18 protein-coding genes are annotated in these 18,462 nt (G+C 69.4%); 13 read left to right on the top strand and 5 right to left on the bottom strand.

What is annotated here, in order from left to right; all coding sequences use genetic code 11:
* Together BMY61_RS11335 and BMY61_RS11330 are read left to right on the top strand one after the other, a co-directional pair.
* A partial coding sequence (locus BMY61_RS11335; protein ID WP_425314679.1) for an MFS transporter occupies nucleotides 1–1,418 on the top strand: 1,418 nt, incomplete at its 5' end.
* A gap of 109 nt (nucleotides 1,419–1,527) precedes the next feature.
* Complete coding sequence (locus tag BMY61_RS11330; protein WP_042460144.1) at nucleotides 1,528–3,459, top strand: helix-turn-helix domain-containing protein; 1,932 nt, start codon at nucleotides 1,528–1,530, stop codon at nucleotides 3,457–3,459.
* Between the two features lie 53 nt (nucleotides 3,460–3,512).
* On the opposite strand, the gene BMY61_RS11325 is transcribed toward BMY61_RS11330, so the two are convergent.
* Nucleotides 3,513–4,094 carry a TetR/AcrR family transcriptional regulator gene (locus BMY61_RS11325; protein WP_042460096.1) on the bottom strand — a complete coding sequence of 194 codons (582 nt, stop codon included), beginning with the start codon at nucleotides 4,092–4,094 and terminating at the stop codon, nucleotides 3,513–3,515.
* An 18-nt stretch (nucleotides 4,095–4,112) separates the two neighbouring features.
* Nucleotides 4,113–5,123: an aldo/keto reductase gene (locus BMY61_RS11320; protein WP_042460099.1), complete on the bottom strand. Its 1,011-nt coding sequence runs from the start codon at nucleotides 5,121–5,123 to the stop codon at nucleotides 4,113–4,115.
* 173 nt (nucleotides 5,124–5,296) lie between these two features.
* Between BMY61_RS11320 and lipB the strand changes: the two genes are divergently transcribed.
* The 4 genes from lipB (at nucleotide 5,297) to BMY61_RS11305 (ending at nucleotide 8,245) form a co-directional block, all read left to right on the top strand.
* Nucleotides 5,297–6,109 (top strand): lipoyl(octanoyl) transferase LipB, encoded by an 813-nt coding sequence (gene lipB / locus BMY61_RS11315; protein ID WP_042460147.1) that lies wholly within the window; start codon nucleotides 5,297–5,299, stop codon nucleotides 6,107–6,109.
* 79 nt (nucleotides 6,110–6,188) lie between these two features.
* Nucleotides 6,189–7,142 (top strand): lipoyl synthase, encoded by a 954-nt coding sequence (gene lipA / locus BMY61_RS11310; RefSeq protein ID WP_042460102.1) that lies wholly within the window; start codon nucleotides 6,189–6,191, stop codon nucleotides 7,140–7,142.
* A gap of 138 nt (nucleotides 7,143–7,280) precedes the next feature.
* Nucleotides 7,281–7,451 (top strand): hypothetical protein, encoded by a 171-nt coding sequence (locus tag BMY61_RS46065; protein WP_169791894.1) that lies wholly within the window; start codon nucleotides 7,281–7,283, stop codon nucleotides 7,449–7,451.
* Nucleotides 7,452–7,552: 101 nt separating this feature from the next.
* Nucleotides 7,553–8,245: a DUF4191 domain-containing protein gene (locus BMY61_RS11305; protein ID WP_042460105.1), complete on the top strand. Its 693-nt coding sequence runs from the start codon at nucleotides 7,553–7,555 to the stop codon at nucleotides 8,243–8,245.
* A gap of 107 nt (nucleotides 8,246–8,352) precedes the next feature.
* Here the strand turns inward: BMY61_RS11305 and BMY61_RS11300 are convergent, their stop codons facing one another.
* Complete coding sequence (locus tag BMY61_RS11300; protein WP_042460108.1) at nucleotides 8,353–8,760, bottom strand: RDD family protein; 408 nt, start codon at nucleotides 8,758–8,760, stop codon at nucleotides 8,353–8,355.
* Nucleotides 8,761–9,139: 379 nt separating this feature from the next.
* Between BMY61_RS11300 and glnA the strand changes: the two genes are divergently transcribed.
* Together glnA and BMY61_RS11290 are read left to right on the top strand one after the other, a co-directional pair.
* Nucleotides 9,140–10,555: a type I glutamate--ammonia ligase gene (gene glnA / locus BMY61_RS11295; RefSeq protein ID WP_042460111.1), complete on the top strand. Its 1,416-nt coding sequence runs from the start codon at nucleotides 9,140–9,142 to the stop codon at nucleotides 10,553–10,555.
* 125 nt (nucleotides 10,556–10,680) lie between these two features.
* The gene (locus BMY61_RS11290; protein ID WP_042460114.1) at nucleotides 10,681–11,556 is read left to right on the top strand and encodes an Fpg/Nei family DNA glycosylase; all 876 of its coding nucleotides are present in this window, start codon (nucleotides 10,681–10,683) and stop codon (nucleotides 11,554–11,556) included.
* 8 nt (nucleotides 11,557–11,564) lie between these two features.
* Here the strand turns inward: BMY61_RS11290 and BMY61_RS11285 are convergent, their stop codons facing one another.
* Nucleotides 11,565–11,858 (bottom strand): hypothetical protein, encoded by a 294-nt coding sequence (locus BMY61_RS11285; protein WP_052439523.1) that lies wholly within the window; start codon nucleotides 11,856–11,858, stop codon nucleotides 11,565–11,567.
* Between the two features lie 290 nt (nucleotides 11,859–12,148).
* Here BMY61_RS11285 and BMY61_RS11280 point away from each other — a divergent pair, with 290 nt between their 5' ends.
* From BMY61_RS11280 to BMY61_RS11265, 5 genes are all read left to right on the top strand, one after another.
* The gene (locus BMY61_RS11280) at nucleotides 12,149–12,505 is read left to right on the top strand and encodes a hypothetical protein (protein ID WP_042460117.1); all 357 of its coding nucleotides are present in this window, start codon (nucleotides 12,149–12,151) and stop codon (nucleotides 12,503–12,505) included.
* A gap of 56 nt (nucleotides 12,506–12,561) precedes the next feature.
* On the top strand, nucleotides 12,562–13,791 hold the full coding sequence (locus BMY61_RS44875) for a hypothetical protein (RefSeq protein WP_143094286.1): 1,230 nt from the start codon (nucleotides 12,562–12,564) through the stop codon (nucleotides 13,789–13,791).
* A gap of 8 nt (nucleotides 13,792–13,799) precedes the next feature.
* A complete protein-coding gene (locus BMY61_RS11275; protein ID WP_143094285.1) occupies nucleotides 13,800–14,969 on the top strand; it encodes a S8 family serine peptidase in 1,170 nt (389 codons plus the stop codon).
* A 131-nt stretch (nucleotides 14,970–15,100) separates the two neighbouring features.
* On the top strand, nucleotides 15,101–16,204 hold the full coding sequence (locus tag BMY61_RS11270) for a PP2C family protein-serine/threonine phosphatase (RefSeq protein ID WP_236656661.1): 1,104 nt from the start codon (nucleotides 15,101–15,103) through the stop codon (nucleotides 16,202–16,204).
* Nucleotides 16,205–16,255: 51 nt separating this feature from the next.
* Nucleotides 16,256–16,906, top strand: a complete 651-nt coding sequence (locus BMY61_RS11265) for an alpha-ketoglutarate-dependent dioxygenase AlkB (protein WP_042460120.1) — start codon at nucleotides 16,256–16,258, stop codon at nucleotides 16,904–16,906.
* Nucleotides 16,907–16,974: 68 nt separating this feature from the next.
* Here the strand turns inward: BMY61_RS11265 and BMY61_RS11260 are convergent.
* Nucleotides 16,975–18,462: HNH endonuclease signature motif containing protein (locus BMY61_RS11260; protein WP_083555151.1), on the bottom strand; the 1,488-nt coding region annotated here is incomplete at its 5' end.

Below are 18,462 nucleotides of genomic sequence, written 5' to 3'. Positions count from 1 at the left end.
CCTCCCCCGTGCAGGCCACGCCTGCGTCGTCGAGAGTCCCCAGAGGCCTGGCCAAGGTCGTCGGCGCCAGCCTCATCGGCACGACCGTCGAGTGGTACGACTACTTCCTCTACGGTTCCGCCGCCGCACTGGTCTTCGGCAAGGTCTTCTTCAACGCCAAGGACCCCCTCACCGGCACCCTGCTCTCCTTCCTCACCTATGCCATCGGCTTCGCCGCCCGGCCGATCGGCGCCCTGGTGTTCGGCCACTACGGCGACCGCATCGGCCGCAAGCGGCTGCTGATCATCAGCCTGCTGATGATGGGCGTCGCCACCACCCTGATCGGCTGCCTCCCCGGCTACGCCACCCTCGGCGTCACCGCACCGGTTCTACTCACCGTGCTGCGGGTGATCCAGGGCTTCGCCCTCGGCGGGGAGTGGGGCGGCGCGGTCCTGCTGGTCTCCGAGCACGGCGACGCCAGGCGACGCGGCTTCTGGGCCTCCTGGCCGCAGGGCGGCGCACCGCTCGGCAATCTGCTCGCGGTCGGTGTCCTCTCCCTGATGACGACCGTTCAGCCTGACGCCGCGTTCCTTGCCTGGGGCTGGCGCATCCCCTTCCTGCTCTCAGCCGTTCTGGTCGCCGTCGGCCTGTGGATCCGCCTCGGTGTCGACGAGTCCCCGCTGTTCAAGCAGGCCCAGGCGCAGGCCGAGGCACGCAAGGCCGCGGGCGAGAAGGAGCAGCCACCGCTGCTGGCCGTGGTGCGCCACCACTGGAAGGACATCCTCGTCGCCATGGGCGCCCGGATGGCGGAGAACATCTCGTACTACGTGATCGTCACCTTCGTCCTGGCCTACTGCGTCGACCACCTGAAGATCGAGAAGCAGACCGCCCTCAACGCGGTCCTGATCGGCTCCGCCGTCCAGTTCTGCCTCATCCCGGTCTTCGGCGCGCTCTCGGACCGGATCGGTCGCAAGCCCGTCTACCTGGTCGGCGCCGTCGGTGTGGGCGCGTGGATGTGGGCGTTCTTCGCCCTGCTGGACACCAAGTCGTTCCCCGCACTCGTCCTCGCGGTGACGGTCGGCCTGATCTTCCACAGCGCCATGTACGCGCCCCAGGCCGCCTTCTTCTCCGAGATGTTCAGCACCCGCATGCGCTTCTCCGGCGCGTCCATCGGCGCCCAGTTCGCCTCGGTGGCCGCCGGCGCCCCGGCCCCGCTGATCGCCGTGGCGCTGCTGAAGAGCTACGGGACGTCGACGCCGATCTCGGCCTACGTGAGCCTCGCCGCCGTGGTCACCGTCGTCGCCCTGCTCTTCGCCCGCGAAACCCGCGGCAGCGAGCTGACCGAGGCCGAGAAGTCGGGCGCGGCGGACACGGCAGACCCGGTGGACGCGACGGACGCCGAGCCGGCTCCGGACGTGCCGGCCCGCGCCGCACAGTGAGCTCGCAGTGACCCCTCAGTGAGCCCTCAGTGAGCCCACGGGGCGCCCGCGGCCACGCGACGGGCGCCCCGTGACACACCCCGATTCCCCTGCGACGATGGCCCGCACCATGCCCGAAGAGACCGAGACCCACCCCGCCGAGCGGCTGCTGCGCCTGCTCGCCACGGGCGCCACCGCCGAAGAGCTGGGCGAGGCCGGCGCCGCGGCCCCCGCCTCCGCCGCCCTGGCCCAGCGCGTGCACCGCACCCTGGCGCAGCACCGGCGCCGTGAGGCCCAGCTGACAGCGCTCTTCGACACCGCCACCGATCTGGCAGCCTCCCGGGACCTGGACGCGGTGCTGCAGGCGATCGTGCGGCGGGCCCGGCTGCTGTTGGGCACGGACCTCGCCTACCTCACCCTCCCTGACGAGGAGGCCGGCGACACCTACATGCGGGTCACCGACGGCTCCGTCTCCCCGCTCTTCCAGACCCTGCGGCTGGAGCTGGGCGACGGGCTCGGCGGCCTGGTCGCACAGACCGCCCGGCCTTACGCCACCCCCGACTACCGCACCGACGCCAGGTTCCACCACACCCGCAACATCGACGCGGGCGTGCTCGACGAAGGCCTGGTCGCCATCCTGGGCGTGCCGCTGTCGCTGGGGAAGCAGGTCATCGGCGTGCTGTTCGCCGCCGACCGCAACCCCCGGCCGTTCTCGCCGGACGAGGTGGCGCTGCTGTGCACCCTGGCCGCACACGCCGCCATCGCCATCGACACCGCCCGCGCCCTGGACGACACCCGGGCCGCCCTGGCCGATCTCGCGACCGCCAACGAGGTGATCCGTGCCCACTCGACAGCCATGCAGCGCGCCGAGGAGGCCCACGACCGCCTGACCGACCTCGTGTTGCGTGGCGGCGAGGTCCCCGCGGTCGCCGAGGCCGTCTCCGCCCTCCTGGGCGGCAGCATCACGGTGCTGGACCCCCACGGCCACCGACTCGCGGGCGAGCCCGAGCCCGACGGGCCGGACGTCGACGGGTTGGACATCGACGCACTGGTCGCCGAGTCCCGGGCCAGTGGCCGGGCCGTGGCGGCGGGCCAGGACGTGGACGGTCGCTGGGTCTGCGCCGTCCTGGCCGGCCAGGAGCTGCTCGGCAGCCTGGTCCTGGCCGGGCGCCCCCGGCTCGAGGACGCCGACCGTCGCCTCTTCGAACGGGCGAGCGTCGTCACGGCGCTGCTGCTCATGCTGCGCCGCTCCGTCGCAGAGGCAGAGAACCGGGTCCGCGGCGAGCTGCTCACGGACCTGCTCGACAGCCCCGAGCGCGACCCGGCCGGGCTGGTCCAGCGCGGGCTACGGCTCGGCGTCGACCTTCGCCGCCCGCATGTCCTGCTGGCCGCTCGGGCCACCGGGCCCGCCGGTGCCGCGGCCTCCCGCGGCCGGCTGGCCGGCGCCGCGACCCGGCTCCTCTTCGGCCGCGGCGGGATCAGCGCCGAGCACGGGGACGGGGTCGTGCTGGTGCTCCCGACCGGCCCGGATCCCGTTCCCCCGGGCACACCCGGGGTGACCGGCGCCGCCGAGTCGCCCTCGGCGGTCGCGGCTGGGGCCGCGATGCAGCTCTCCCAGCTCACCGGCGCCCCCGTCACGGTGGGCGCGGCCGGCCCTGCGGGCGGCGTGACCGAGCTCGCGGCCGCCCACGCCGAGGCGCTGCGGACGCAGCGGGCGCTGTGCGCCCTGGGCCGCGAGGGGGACGGGGCCTGCGCGGCCGATCTGGGCTTCCTCGGCGTGCTGCTGGGCGAGGGCCACGACGTTCGGGGCTTCGTGCGGGACACTCTGGGCCCGCTGCTCGCCTACGACGCCAGGCGCGGCACCGAACTGATTCGCACCCTCGACGCCTACTTCGCCTGCGGCGGGAGCCTCACCCGGGCGAAGGACGAGTTGCACGTCCACGTGAACACCGTCGTCCAGCGTCTGGACCGGGTGGAGGCGCTGCTCGGCCGGGACTGGAACCACCCCGAGCGGGCCCTGGAGCTCCAGCTGGCCCTGCGCCTGCACCTCTTGACCGCCTAGGCGCGTCTCGTCGACCGCGTGACCCGCCTCCGCCGAGCAACCCCAGCAACCGGTCAGACCGCCAGCCCCCGGAGCACGAACCCGACGACGGCCTCGAAGTCCTCGTCCACCCCGGGCCGGGACCACTCCCCCGCGTAGCCGGGATCGTGGTAGTGCGCCGTGGCCTGGAAGACCACGTGACCCAGCGCCCCCGGGTCGCCGGGGACGAAGGAGCCGACCTGCTGCCCCTCGTCGATGATCCCGGCGATCTGCGCCTCCAGGCCGCTGACATGCTCGGCGATCAGCTCGCTGTTCTCATCCACCAGCACCTGGTAGGTGGCGAACAGCTCCGGATCGGCGAGGGCCTTCTCCTGCTTGGCGCGGAACAGGGCACCCAGCCAGAGCCGCAACCGTTCCCGGGGCTCCTCCGGGCCGGCGGCGATGCCCGGCAGGGCGGCATGTGCCCGGTCGAGCCACTGACGGGTGACCGCGCCCCGCAGGGCGGCCTTGCTGGGAAAGTGGCGGTAGACCGTTCCGTGACTGACCCCGAGCGCACGGGCCACGTCGACGACGGTCGCCTTGGCAGGACCGTACCTGCGCAGAACCTCCTCCGCGGCCGTGAGGATGTCCTCCGGGGTGAGTGCTGCCTCCGCCATCGCTACCGGTTCTTCCCGTTACTTCTCGCTGTCCAGATGGGCCATCTGAGCAGCAACATACCGGTCCCCGGCGGCGGCTCCCTGCGGGACGGCCTCCTCGATCGCGGCCAGATCGGCCGGCTCCAACACCAGTGCGGCTGCGCCGAGCGCCTCGTCCAGCCGCTCCCGACGTCGCGCCCCGACCAGCGGAACGACGTCCTCACCCTGGGCCAGCACCCAGGCGATGGCCACCTGGGCCACGGAGGCTCCCTTGTCCTCCGCGACCGCGCGCAGAGCCTCGACCAGGCGCAGGTTCGCCTCGAGGTTCTCGCCCTGGAAGCGCGGGCTGATCCCGCGGAAGTCGCTCGAGGCCAACTGCCGATCGGCCTGCCAGTGGCCGCTGATGAGGCCGCGGGAGAGCACACCGTAGGCGGTGACTCCGATGCCGAGCTCGCGGGCGGTCGGCAGGATCTCCGTCTCGATCCCGCGCGAGATGAGGGAGTACTCGATCTGCAGATCGCTGACCGGGTGCACCGCATGGGCCCGGCGCAGCGACTCCGCGCCCACCTCGGAGAGGCCGATGTGCCGGACGTAGCCGGCCTTGACCATCTCCGCGATGGCGCCCACCGTCTCCTCGATCGGGATCTTCGGGTCGAGCCGGGCGGGGCGGTAGACGTCCACGTAGTCCGTGCCCAGCCGGCGCAACGTGTAGGCCAGCGCCGTCTTCACGGCCGCGGGACTGGCGTCGTAACCGATCCAGTTGCCCGCGTAGTCGCGCTGGGCGCCGAACTTGACGCTGATCGCCACCTCGCCACGGGCCCGCCCGCTGCCCCGCAGGGCGTCCCGGATGAGCAGCTCGTTGTGGCCCATGCCGTAGAAGTCGCCCGTGTCGATCAGGGTGACGCCGGCGTCGAGGGCGGCGTGGATGGTGGCCGTCGATTCGGCCTCGTCGGCCGGGCCGTAGAGATCGGACATGCCCATCGCGCCCAGCCCGAGCTGGGAGACGACGAGGCCGTCGGGGGTACCGAGAGTGCGTTCCTTGAGTGCCATGATTCGAGTATGGACGTTGGGCTGACAGATTTCAATATCTGTCACTCGTTTCAGCGAACCGATGGTCCGCGGCCCGGGGAACAGTCGGGCCGGTCGTAGAGTTGCGTGGAGCAGGACGACAGAGAGTGAGGCACGCAGTGGCCACGGAAGCAGGCACCGCCGACGCGGGTTCCATCAGCGCGGGCTCCACGAGCCCGGCACCCGAAGGCGGCCTGCGCTTCGTCCACCTCGGAGTCGGCGAGCGCACCGTCCCCTACGAGGAGGCCCTGGAGGAGCAGCAACGCCTGCATGCACTCCGGGTGGCGGACGAGATCCCGGACACCGTGCTGCTGCTGGAGCACCCGCCGGTCTACACGGCCGGCCGGCGCACCCGCCCGGAGGACCGCCCGCTCGACGGCACCCCGGTCGTCGAGGTGACCCGTGGCGGCGAGATCACCTGGCACGGACCGGGCCAGCTGATCGGCTACCCGATCATCAAGCTCGACGAGCCGATGGACGTGGTCGCCTACGTCCGGCGCCTGGAGGAGGCGCTGATCCTCGCCTGTGCCGAGTTCGGCATCGAGGGCAACCGGGTGGAGGGTCGCAGCGGGGTGTGGAAGCTGGGCCAGGCCATACCCGGGGCGCGGATCGACGAGTCCCAGGTGGTGAACATCGGCGCGCTCACCCTGCGCATGGGCGCCAAACTCGGCCTCGACCCGCGCATGGCAGGCCCGGAGTACGCCCCGTCCAACGCCGGGCAGCGGGGCGGTGACCGCAAGCTGGCCGCCATCGGCGTCCGCGTCGCCCGAGGCGTGACGATGCACGGCTTCGCACTGAACTGCAATCCGGATCTGACGTGGTTCGACCGGATCGTCCCCTGCGGCATCCGCGACGCCGGCGTCGCCTCGCTCAGCTCGGAACTCGGGCGCGACGTGACGGTCTCCGAGGCTCTGCCCGTGGTCCAGCGGCATTTCGCGGAACTGTTCGCACACACCAGCAGCGTCTGAGCCGACCGAGCCACCTGACCCACCCGACCGCAGGCGTACCCTAGGGGACGCACAAGATTTCGAAGATAGGGAGCCGCACGTGTCCGCTGTCGCACCCGACGGCAGGAAGCTGCTGCGTCTGGAGGTCCGCAACAGCGAGACCCCGATCGAGCGCAAGCCCGAGTGGATCAAGACCCGGGCGAAGATGGGCCCCGAGTACACGGCCCTTCAGTCCCTGGTGAAGAGCGAGGGGCTGCACACCGTCTGCCAGGAGGCGGGCTGTCCCAACATCTTCGAATGCTGGGAGGACCGCGAGGCCACCTTCCTCATCGGCGGTGACCAGTGCACCCGCCGCTGCGACTTCTGCCAGATCGACACCGGCAAGCCCGCCGAGTTCGACCGGGACGAGCCGCGACGCGTCGCCGAGTCCGTGGTCACCATGGACCTGAACTACGCCACGATCACCGGTGTCGCCCGTGACGACCTGGAGGACGGCGGCGCCTGGCTCTACGCCGAGACGGTCCGCCAGATCCACGCCATGACCGCCGAGCGCGCCGCCGGCCGCACCGGTGTCGAGCTGCTGATCCCGGACTTCAACGCGGTCCCGGAGCAGCTGGCCGAGGTCTTCTCCTCCCGCCCCGAGGTGCTGGCGCACAACCTCGAGACCGTCCCGCGCATCTTCAAGCGCATCCGGCCGGCGTTCCGCTACGAGCGGTCCCTCAAGGTCATCACCGAGGCGCGCGCGGCGGGCCTGGTCACCAAGTCGAACCTGATCCTCGGCATGGGCGAGACCCGCGAGGAGGTCAGCGAGGCCCTGCGCGACCTGCACGAGGCCGGCTGCGAGCTGATCACCATCACCCAGTACCTCCGCCCCTCGCCGCGGCACCACCCCGTGGAGCGCTGGGTCAAGCCGCAGGAGTTCGTCGAGCTCCAGCAGGAGGCCGAGGAGATCGGCTACGCCGGCGTCATGTCCGGCCCGCTGGTCCGCTCGTCCTACCGGGCCGGCCGCCTGTACCGCCAGGCACTGGAGCGTCGCGGCATCGCCGCCGTCTGAGGCACTGAGCGCAAGCCCCGTGAAGGGTGTGGCTGTGATGTCTATCGCACACCTTTCACGGGGGTTTGACCGGCTGGTCACGACGCAGTAACACCAAGTGGTGAAGATGGCGTGGTAGTCCGAGGGGAGAAGGTCACCATGCAGCTCGCTCAGAACGTCGCCTCCGCCCTGCGCCTGGCCGAGTCCGTCCTGCTCGGCGGCGGTCAGCAGACGGCCCGTCGCAACGCGTGGGACGCGGTCTGCGAGAACCGTCGGTACGCCCACGACCGCCAGGAGACCGAGCGGGCGCTGTTGCGCGCCGTTCGCTGACCCTCCGTGCCCGGGTCCGCGCATCACGACTGGGACACAGGCGGCCATCCGCACCGACCAGGCTTGGGCAACCGCTGGTCCAGCCCCGTACCATGAACCACATGGCGAGGCAGGAATCCACCAACAGCCCGGGACGGCTCTCCCAGATCCGTCAGGCGTACACCATTACCAAGCGGGTCGACCCGAAGATCGGTCTGATCGTCGCCGGCGTCGGGCTCGGCACCTTCGTGGTGCTTCTCGCCATCGGCTTCGCGATCGGGCACCCGATCTACCTGGGCATCCTGGGCTTCGTGCTCGGCCTGCTGGCGGCCGTCGTGATCTTCGGCCGGCGCGCCGAAAAGGCCGCGTTCGGCCAGCTCGAGGGCCAGCCCGGCGCCGCGGCCGCGGTGCTCAACAACATCAAGCGCGGCTGGAACATCCAGCTCGTCGTGGCGGCCAACCGCAACCAGGACGCGATCCACCGTGCGGTGGGCCGTCCGGGCGTGGTGCTGGTCGGCGAGGGCAACGTCAACCGCCTTCGCCCGATGATCGCGGCCGAGAAGCGCCGGATGAGCCGCATCGTCGGCGACGCGCCGGTCATCGACATCATCGTCGGCAACGACGAGGGCCAGGTGCCGCTGAACAAGCTCCAGGTCCACATGATGAAGCTGCCGAAGGTCATCTCCGGCGGCCAGGCCACCCAGATCGCCGACCGGCTGCGCGCCATGGGCGACCTGATGGCCAACGCCCCCATCCCGAAGGGCCCGCTTCCCAAGGGCTCCCGGATGCCGAAGGGCGCCGGCAAGACCCGCTGACCACCCGGCGCGCCCTGGTCGCGCGCCGACACCCCAGAAAACACCCGAGGCCCTTGGTGGCCGACCCTCCCGGGCCGGCCACCAAGGGCCTCGTCATGTGCAGAGAATCAGACCCGGACCTCGACGGTGCCGACGGCCTTGTCGTGCATCCCGCGGCTGTCGCGGTCCCAGATCAGCGCCGGGACGACCAGCACCAGCAGGAAGGACCGCAGCGCCACCTGGCCGAAGCTCGCACGGCCGCCGTTCAGGGAGACGACGCGCAGGCCGAGCAGCTTCTTGCCGGGCGTCGCGCCGGCCGTGGCCAGCGTCAGCACGCTCATCAGGAAGAACAGCACGGTGATCCAGATGTTCACCTGCTCCAGGTGCCGCCCGGCGATCAGCGCGTAGGCGATCAGGTAGCAGAGCAGCCAGTCGATGGCCAGCGCTCCGAGACGACGTCCCGTACCCGCGATCGAACCGGGCCCGTCCTCGGGCAGACCGAGGCGCTTGCCGCGGTGGCCGAAGTCCGCACCCATCTGCTCGGCACCGGCCCGCGGGCCCTCGATCCAGCTTCCAATGGCTTTACGACTCTCATCCACGCCCACCACAGTAGCCGGGCCGTCGAGCGCGACCGGAATCCACCCCCGGGTCCCGCCCGACCATGCTTCCCGGCCCTCCCCAAGAGGTTTAGACCACTCACTGAAGAGTGAACACCGCTCGCCGTCCTGACGGGCCACGAACGCAGTAATGACGCGGGTCGACCACCTGGCGACCCCCGGCGGTTAACATCGGCGAAACATATGGGTCACGGCCGAGAAACGGCCACTTCCTATGGTTTCGAGAACCGGTATCGCCGGACGGGACCGGCGGTCCGCACCCGCAATCCCGGCAGCCCGCCGGGGCCGAGGAGGATGGATGTTCAACAACGCCGACGAGGTGTCGCGCTACATCTCGGACAACGACGTCAAGTTCGTCGATGTCAGGTTCTGCGACCTGCCGGGCGTGATGCAGCACTTCACGGTGCCCGCCTCGGCATTCGACCCGGCCGAGATGCTGATGTTCGACGGCTCGTCGATCCGCGGCTTCCAGGCGATCCACGAGTCCGACATGGGCCTCGTCCCGGACCTCAGCACCGCCCGGCTGGACCCGTTCCGCAAGGACGCCACCCTCAACATCAACTTCTTCATCCACGACCCGATCACGGGCGAGCAGTACAGCCGCGACCCGCGCAACGTCGCCAAGAAGGCGGAGGCCTACCTCGCCTCCTCCGGCATCGCCGACACCGCCTACTTCGGCCCCGAGGCGGAGTTCTACGTCTTCGACGACGTCCGCTTCGAGACCAAGCAGAACAAGTCCTTCTACGAGATCGACTCCGAGGCCGGGGCCTGGAACACCGGTCGCGTCGAGGAGGGCGGCAACCGCGGCTACAAGGTCCGCTACAAGGGCGGCTACTTCCCGGCCCCGCCGGTCGACCACTTCGCCGACCTGCGCGCCGAGATGTCCCTCGAGCTGGCCGCAGCCGGCCTCCAGGTCGAGCGTCAGCACCACGAGGTCGGCACGGCCGGCCAGGCGGAGATCAACTACAAGTTCAACACGCTGCTCGCCGCGGCCGACGACCTGATGCTGTTCAAGTACATCATCAAGAACGTGGCGTGGCGCAACGGCAAGACCGCCACCTTCATGCCCAAGCCGATCTTCGGCGACAACGGCTCCGGCATGCACTGCCACCAGTCGCTGTGGACCGACGGCTCCCCGCTCTTCTACGACGAGCAGGGCTACGCGGGGCTCTCGGACACCGCCCGCTACTACATCGGCGGCCTGCTCCGGCACGCCCCCTCGCTGCTGGCCTTCACCAACCCGACGGTGAACTCCTACCACCGCCTGGTCCCCGGCTTCGAGGCCCCGGTCAACCTGGTCTACTCGCAGCGCAACCGCTCCGCGGCGATCCGCATCCCGATCACCGGCGCGAACGCCAAGGCCAAGCGCATCGAGTTCCGCGCGCCGGACCCGTCGTCCAACCCGTACCTCGCCTTCTCGGCGATGCTGCTGGCCGGTCTGGACGGCATCAAGAACAAGATCGAGCCGCTGGAGCCGGTCGACAAGGACCTCTACGAGCTCGCCCCCGAGGAGCACGCCGCGGTCCCGCAGGTGCCCTCCACCCTCCCGGCCGTCCTCGACGCCCTCGAGGCCGACCACGAGTACCTGCTCGCCGGTGGCGTCTTCACCCAGGACCTCATCGAGACCTGGGTCGACTACAAGCGCACCAACGAGGTCGCCCCGATCGCACTGCGGCCGCACCCGCACGAGTTCGAGCTGTACTTCGACCTGTAAGCCCCCAGGGCACAGGAGCTCTAGCCTTCACGCAGCGCCCCGCCACTCCCTCCGCGGAGTGGCGGGGCGCCGTGCTTGTGCCGTCCCCACTCGCCCGGGCCTGGACCGGACGGCAGACTTGGGACATGCCCGAACTGCCCGAGGTCGAGTCGCTCACCCGGTTCCTGGCGGAGCATCTGGTCGGCCGGGAGGTCGACCGCGTCTTCCCCGTCTCCGTGGCCGCGCTGAAGACCTACGACCCCCCGCTCACGGCGCTCGAAGGGGCCGAGTTCGACGGAGCGAGGCGACACGGCAAGTTCCTGGACCTGCGCGCCGGAGACCTGCATCTGGTGATCCATCTCGCCCGAGCGGGATGGGTGCGTTGGAGCGAGTCCATGGCACCGGAGCCGCCCCGCCCGGGGAAGGGCCCGCTGGCCCTCCGGGTGCGCCTGGCGCCGCGGACGGATCCGCCGGCTGCGGGGTTCGACGTGACGGAGGCGGGAACGCAGAAGCACCTGGCGATCTACCTGGTCCGGGATCCGCAGGAGGTGCCGGGTATCGCACGACTGGGTCCGGACCCGCTGTCCGGGGAGGTGACGCCGGAGTCCTTCGCCGCGTTGCTGGCGGGCGAGCGACGGCAGATCAAGGGTGTCCTGCGCGACCAGAGCGTGCTGGCAGGCATCGGCAACGCCTACTCCGACGAGATCCTGCACGCGGCACGGCTCTCGCCGTTCAAACTCGCCACCAAGCTCAGTGAGGAGGAGACGGCTGAACTGTACGCGGCGATGCACTCCACGCTGGCCGAGGCGGTCGAACGCGCCCACGGGCTTCCGCTGCGGGACCTGAAGGCCGAGAAGAAGAGCGGCCTCCGGGTCCACGGCCGCACCGGCGAGCCGTGTCCCGTCTGCGGGGACACGATCAGGGAGGTCTCCTTCGCGGACTCCTCCCTGCAGTACTGCCCCACCTGCCAGACCGGCGGCAAGCCCCTGGCCGACCGCCGGCTGTCACGACTACTGAAGTAGCCCCGCCGTCAGGAGGTGTGGGCAGCGGCGGCGCCGACGAACTCGTCGCCCAGCACCTCGTGGGCCGCCTTGAGGTGGTCGAGGTCCACCTCGCCGTGCTCTGCGGCGTGGCCGTCGAGGGCCTTGAGGATCCGGTCGACCGGCTCGTGGCTTCCGCCGAGCCGCTGCTCGGCGAAGACCGCAATGCCGAGCTTGAGGAACAGCCTGGCCGCGTGCCGGTGCGCCGCGTGCTCGCTGAGGATCTCCTCCCCCGCACCCACGCCGTGCTCGACGACCTCGACGGCCCGCTCGATGAAGCTCATCGCACCCCTCCGGTGACACCCGGTTGCCTGGCGTCACCGCGCCGGTGACGCTCCGCGGCGTACCCTATGGCAGCCGATGATCTTCGCGCAGCGGTCGGCAGGTTACGTTTTCGCAGCTCGGGCGAGGTGGGCGAGCGCGCTGGATGCATGGGGTACAGAGCACCCCATCGAGTGATGGTGCGACTACTTGGCGTGACATAGAGTAGGCGTGATCAAGCGGTCCGTACACGACGCACCGGACCGGATGCGGAGCTGTGTGCGGGCTGCGTCTCGGAGGGAGGCACACCGCCATGGGAGCAGGAAACGGCGGCGGCTACCGCGTCGACGTGGAGGCCCTGCAGTCGACGGTGGGGCGGTTGCGATCGATCGCCGACGACCTCGACACGCCTCGCACCACGGCCCGCTACGACACGGCGATCCCGACCGGCACCCTCGGCAGCGGCTTCGCGGGCGCGGAGGCACTGGCGGACAAGCACGACGAGATTCGCGACTGGCTGGGTTCGATGATCGCCGAACTGCAGGGATTCATCGAGCAGTACAGCGGCGAGACGAAGTCGGCTGCAGAGGCGTACGCGGAGCAGGAGCACCGCACGCAGCAGGACTTCTTCTCGGCAACGGCCTCCATGCCGGGCGGCGGCCCGGCGTGAGCCGCGGGGGCGCCGAGGGCGCGTTCGACGGGGCGAGCCTCACGGAGCTGCGCGCGATGATCGCCAACGCCGACCCGAGCACGCTGGACACGGTGGCGGCCCGCTGGGCCGCGATCGACGTGGCCTTGCGGCAGGCACAGGACGACCTCGCCCACCACACCCGCGCGGCCACCGCGCACTGGTCCGGCGCCGCGGCGGACGCCTTCTCCGCACGAGCCGAACAACTCCACGCTTCCCTCGGCAACGGCGCAGACTTCGCCTCCCACGCCTGCTCCGGCGTCTCCTACGCGGCAGACGCCCTGCGCCAGGCTCACGACACAATGCCGCCCGAGCCGGCCTCGCTCGAGGGAGTCATCGGAGTGGAGCAAGCCAGCACAGTCGGCACCTCAGCGAGCGCACTACACGAACAGCAACGGCGGCTGGCCGTGACGGTGATGGAGCGCTTGGAGGCGAAGTACGACGCCGCAGCGCAGATGTTTGGAATGCCAGCCAGCCTGGACCAAAGCGTAGACATAGGACGCTTCCCCCCAGAGGGCGGCCACACCCGCTCAAGTAAAACCAACAAGGAGCCCCTTCTTCACATCTCTGAAGCCAACCGCGGCCAACCCAGAGCTATAAATAGCCAGCCAGGAAGCGGCGCGCTCGGACTGAATAAAAATTCACCCCAGCCGACTTCACCCCAGCCGGCCCCGTTCGAAAACGCCGTATTGACCCTCGAACACAGCTCCGGAGAGGGCCCACTGGAACACATGCAGCCTATTTCGTCGCAGAGTTTCCAGCCGGGATTCCTGATGCAAAATCGCGGGAGCCCACTCGCGACTGACACGGGCGCAGTCCGCAATACCTATCCACCCTTCTCCCATGCTAATCCGGAAGTCATTGAAACTCATCCTTCGACCCGGTTGGGAAAAATGCCAAATTTGACAACCCCAGCCGAAGCCCTTACGCCCAACCATGGCGAAACGACCCGACCTGCCACGACCTCCCCACTCTTCGGCAGCCCGGAGGAATCCGGCGTGAACACACACCCCCCGGAGACAATTACTGAAGTCACAGGAGGCCTTGTACGCGATTCTAGAACTAGAATGAGTGCAACCGTTCGACAAGGCGGTATTGATAAACCATTTAGTACCGGAATCAGTGGAACCCCAGCATACCCTGGCCACCTTGCGACCGAGTCGCCCACCGGCAGCCACGATAGGCAACGAAAGCGACCAAGGTATCTTGTTGAAGATAGCGACACCTGGCTCTCACATAGAAGGACTAATCCATCGGTAATTACATAGGATTGAAATTGCTGGCAGGAAAGCGCTACGCACTCACACGAGCCGCGGTCATCACGATCTCCATCATCACAACGGTGACACTCGGCAACCTTGCACGGGCTGATCAGGTTCGTGAGGCAGAATGGCCTCTCAATGCATTCCACGCAGAAAAATCCGTATGGAGCAGATCTACCGGCCGGTCGGTTGTTGTAGCTGTAATCGACCAAGGGGTCCGCGCCAGTCATCAGGATCTGAATCGTGCAGTACTTCCGGGAAAATGTTTCTACGCACCCTGCTCGCCTTGGATCGACACCAGCGTGGACGGCCACGGGACTGCAATGGCCAGCCTTGTCGCGGGCCGCGGCCATGGCAATAGTGACGGAGAGGGCGTAGTGGGACTGGCGCCCGCCACAAGGATCCTACCGCTAGCAGTCAATTTGAGTTCAGGATCCAACGGAACGCAGATCACCCAAGCAATTCGCTTCGCCGTGGACAGCGGCGCAAGCGTAATTAACATGTCCTTTGGGGGCCTCACAAGCACTGATGAAGTGCAGCTAGGAGTCAGGTATGCAGAATCCAGGGACGCTGTAATTGTCGCAAGCGCTGGAAATTTTAGATCGCCAAAAATCGAGTGGCCAGCGGCGTATCCCGGGGTGGTGGCCGTTGGGGCGGTGGATGTGAATGGGAGGGTGTGGGAGCAGTCGAACTATGGGCCTGGGCTGACGTTGGTGGCGCCTGGGGTGAACATTGTGGCGGCTGGGGCGAACAGTGACAGCGAGTACCGACTGTCCGATGGGACCAGTGATGCGGCGGCGTATGTGTCGGCCGAGGCTGCGTTGGTGCGGGCGGAGTATCCGGGGTTGACCGCTGGGCAGGTGGTGAATCGGATGATCAAGTCGGCCGTGAATCCCACCGGGAAGGTGCATGACGATCACTACGGCTACGGGATCATCCGCCCTGATGCTGCGCTGACGTTCGACATTCCGCCCGGGCCGCCCGAAGGGCCGTTGAGGCAGGTGGATGAGGCTGCCAGTCCCAGCGGTGGCGCCGGCCCGGTGGGCGCCGTGACGGCGTCCGGGGGTGGTCGGGGTCATGGAGGGGGCGGGGTGGCCGTTGCGGTTGGGGTTGGGGCGGGCGTGGTGGTCGGCGTTGGTGGGCTGGGGTGGATGTGGTGGCGGAGGAGGAAGGCGGTGGGGTGAGCGCGGTTGCGGATCTTGCGGGGGTGGCGTGGCATGGAAGCCTGGCGGTCGCGCCTGGCGGTGTGCGGGAGAGGAGCCGAGAGATGGGGGCACGTGCTCCGTCCGAGCCGGTGAGGATGCGGGCCGGTCGGTTGCTGCTCCTGCTGCCCATCGCGCTCATCGTGCTGATCGCCGTCACGGACATCCTCGCGCCCGCCGACATCCACCTCGGTCCGCTGCTGGTGGTGGCTCCAGCCATTACCGCGTCCTTTGCCGGCCCCCGGGCCACCGCGGCCATCGGAGCGCTGGCGGTGGCGACGCTGGTGAGCATAGGGATAGCCAGAGGGGTCATCACCACCGAGAACCTCGAGGTGCAGATCGCCTCGCTCATCGCCATCGGCGCGTTCATCGTCGTTTTCGTACGCCTGCGAGAACGCCGCAGTCTGGAGCTCGAACGCGCCCGGACGCTGTCCGATGCGACGCAGCGGGTGCTCCTGAGACCGTTGCCGACGCGGGCCGGGCCGTTGCGGATCGCGTCGGAGTACCGGGCCGCCACGGCCGGGGCGCGGATCGGCGGGGATCTGTATGCGTCCGCGCGTACGCAGCACGGGACGCGGCTGGTGATCGGGGACGTCCGCGGGAAAGGGTTGGAGACGCTCGGCGACGCCGCGCTCCTGCTCGGGGCGTTCCATGCCGCCGCGCACCGGCAGTCGCCGCTGCCGGAGCTGGCCGCATCACTGGAGGACAGTGTCAGCTGGGGCCTGGCAGAGGTGGCCGCCAGTGACGAAGCCGCCGGGGCGGACGTGGGCGAGCGATTCGTCACTGCGGCGATCGTGGACATCCTCGACGACGAACCGCAGCTGAAGTTGATCAACTGTGGCCACCCGCCACCGCTCCTTCTCCACGAGGGCCGGGCCGTCCTGCTGGAAGGGGAGCAGCAGTGTCCGCCGCTGGGCCTGGGGCTGGGCCTCGGGCTCACGGATTACGCCGCCACGGACTTCCGTTTCGGACGTGGGGACGTCCTCTTGCTCTACACCGACGGGCTGATCGAGGCCCGGGACGAGGACGGCAGGTTCTATCCCCTGCAGGAGCGCGTCGAGGCCCTTGCCGCTGCGAGTACGGCGGCAGACGGGCCGCTGACCCCTGCTGAGCTGCTGCGTCGCCTGACCGAGGACCTCCAGGAGCATCTTGGCGGCCCCGTGCAGGACGACACCGCGATGATCGCCGTCGTCCGCTCCGGTGAGCCAGGCGAGTGAACCGACCGAGTGTTTCGCTCAGATGTTCGATTGAGGCGGTAGGCTCGTCCCATGGCCCTCTCCACACCACTCCAGGCCTCCCTCTTCGACGGGGTCGAGGAGACGCGCCTGCGCCCGCTGCTTCGGCACGCCCCTGAACGGATCAACCTCGGCGCCGGGGCGTGGATCGATCTGCTCCCCGGCTGGCTCGCCGGAGCGGACGCACTGTTCGAACACCTGGCGACGCACGTGCCCTGGCATGCAGAGCGCCGCAAGATGTACGAGCGAGTGGTCGACGTACCCCGACTGCTGGCGTTCTACGACGAGGACGACCGGCTGCCCGATCCGCTGTTGGGCGAGGCCAGGGAGATGTTGAACGCCCACTATGCCGAGGAACTGGGCGAGCACTTCGCCACGCTCGGCCTCTGCTTCTACCGCGACGGCCGCGACAGTGTGGCCTGGCACGGGGACACCATCGGCCGGGGCAAGACCGAGGACACGATGGTTGCCATCCTGTCCGTCGGGGAGCCGCGTGCCCTGTTGCTGCGGCCCAGGCCGGAGGCCGGGGTGTCGGGGACGACGGTTCGACAGCAGCTCGGCCACGGCGATCTGATCGTCATGGGCGGCTCGTGCCAGCGCACCTGGGAGCATGCGATCCCGAAGACCGCCCGGCCCGTCGGCCCCCGCATCAGCATCCAGTTCCGCCCGCGCGGGGTTCGTTAGCGGCGTGCCGGTGGGCCGCTCCCCGGGGTGGGGGCGGCCTGTGGCTTGCGTTGCGTGGGTGGGGTGGGTCAGCCGGCGGGGTGGCGGCTGTTGGGGGGTGGGGGTGTGTCGGGTGGCGGGACCGCTTCGGGGCGGCCGTCACGCATGACCAGCTCCCAGCCGGTGCGGTGCAGATCCTGATGATGCTCCCCACACAGCAGGGCCAGGTTCTCCACACCCGTCTCCCCACCGTCGGCCCAGTGCACCAGATGATGCGCCTCGCACCACGACGGCGGCCGATCACACCCCGGCCACACACAGTGCCGATCCCGCGCCACCACCACATCGCGCAGATACGCCGGAACCGTCCGCATCGCCCGCCCCACCGACACCGGCCGCTCCCGCCCACCGGTCAACACCACCCGCAACCGGCAGTCACACGCCTCCTTCCGCAACTGCCACCCCGGCAACCCGTAACCCCACCCCGTCGTCGCCACCACCCGCGGCCGCAACAACCCCGCCAGACCATCCCCGACCACATCCGCCTCGTCCAGCGCGTCCAGCGCGTCCAGCGCCGGATGGACAGGGCAGCCCGACGCGCGCAACGCGTCCAGATCCGCCACCACCGTCAGATGCGGACGCTGCCCACCCACGACCGGCAACACCCCCACACCCAACGCGAGATCCGTCACCACCCCCAACGCCTCACCCATCCGCTCCGCCTGGGAGCGCCCATCCCCTGCCGCCGGGGCACCCGCCGCCGCCTCCAACGCCGACCGCAGCTTCTCCCCCACCACCGGCGACAACTCCCCCGACAACACCCAGAACGGATCCGACGACGAACCCGTCCGCGACAACCTCACCCACGACCGGAACACCCCCGGAGCATCGACCCCCGCCTCCCCCTCCGACTCCGGAACCAGATGCGCGTGCAACTGCCTCGCCGCCTGCCGCAACTGCACCAGATGCAACCCAGGCGCGTGCGCCACCAGCAACTCCTGCGCCGCCACCCGCGCCGCCTCGTCCTCCACCGGCGCCAACTCCCGCGCCAACACCCCCACCTGGTCCGCCGACAACCCACCCGCCGCCTGCGCGCACCGCACCACCGGCAACCGGTCCAACTCCCGCGCCAACCCCACCAACCGACTCGCCCGCCCAAGCGACATCTGCCCGTGCGTCCGCAAGAACCCCTTCGTCGACCGCGACCGCAACGCCAACGCCCCACCCGACCGGTCGAACAACGCCAACCGACGCAACTTCTCCGCCGCCAGCCGCTCCTCCAACCGCTCCAACGCCAACACCTGCTCCGCCTGGAAACGCGCACCCGCAGCCAGCAACACCTCATCCCCCTCCCCCGCCAAACCCGCCAACAGCACATGCACCACCGACGGCAACGTCCGCAACACATCCACCACAGCAACAGCCGACGAAGAAGAAGACGAGGAGGAAGAAGAGGAGGAAGAAGAGGAAGAAGAGGAAAGAGAAGAAGAGGGAGACTGGCGGGAAGAAACCGGGGTCAACGGGTCGGCCAGAAAAGCATCCCCGAGCGAGGCAAAACCCCCACCCATGGACGCCTC

The organism is Streptacidiphilus jiangxiensis (assembly GCF_900109465.1).
Classification (GTDB): Bacteria; Actinomycetota; Actinomycetes; order Streptomycetales; family Streptomycetaceae; genus Streptacidiphilus; species Streptacidiphilus jiangxiensis.
Note: the sequence above shows the minus strand (reverse complement) of the source record. Positions and strands in the feature narration are given on the sequence as shown.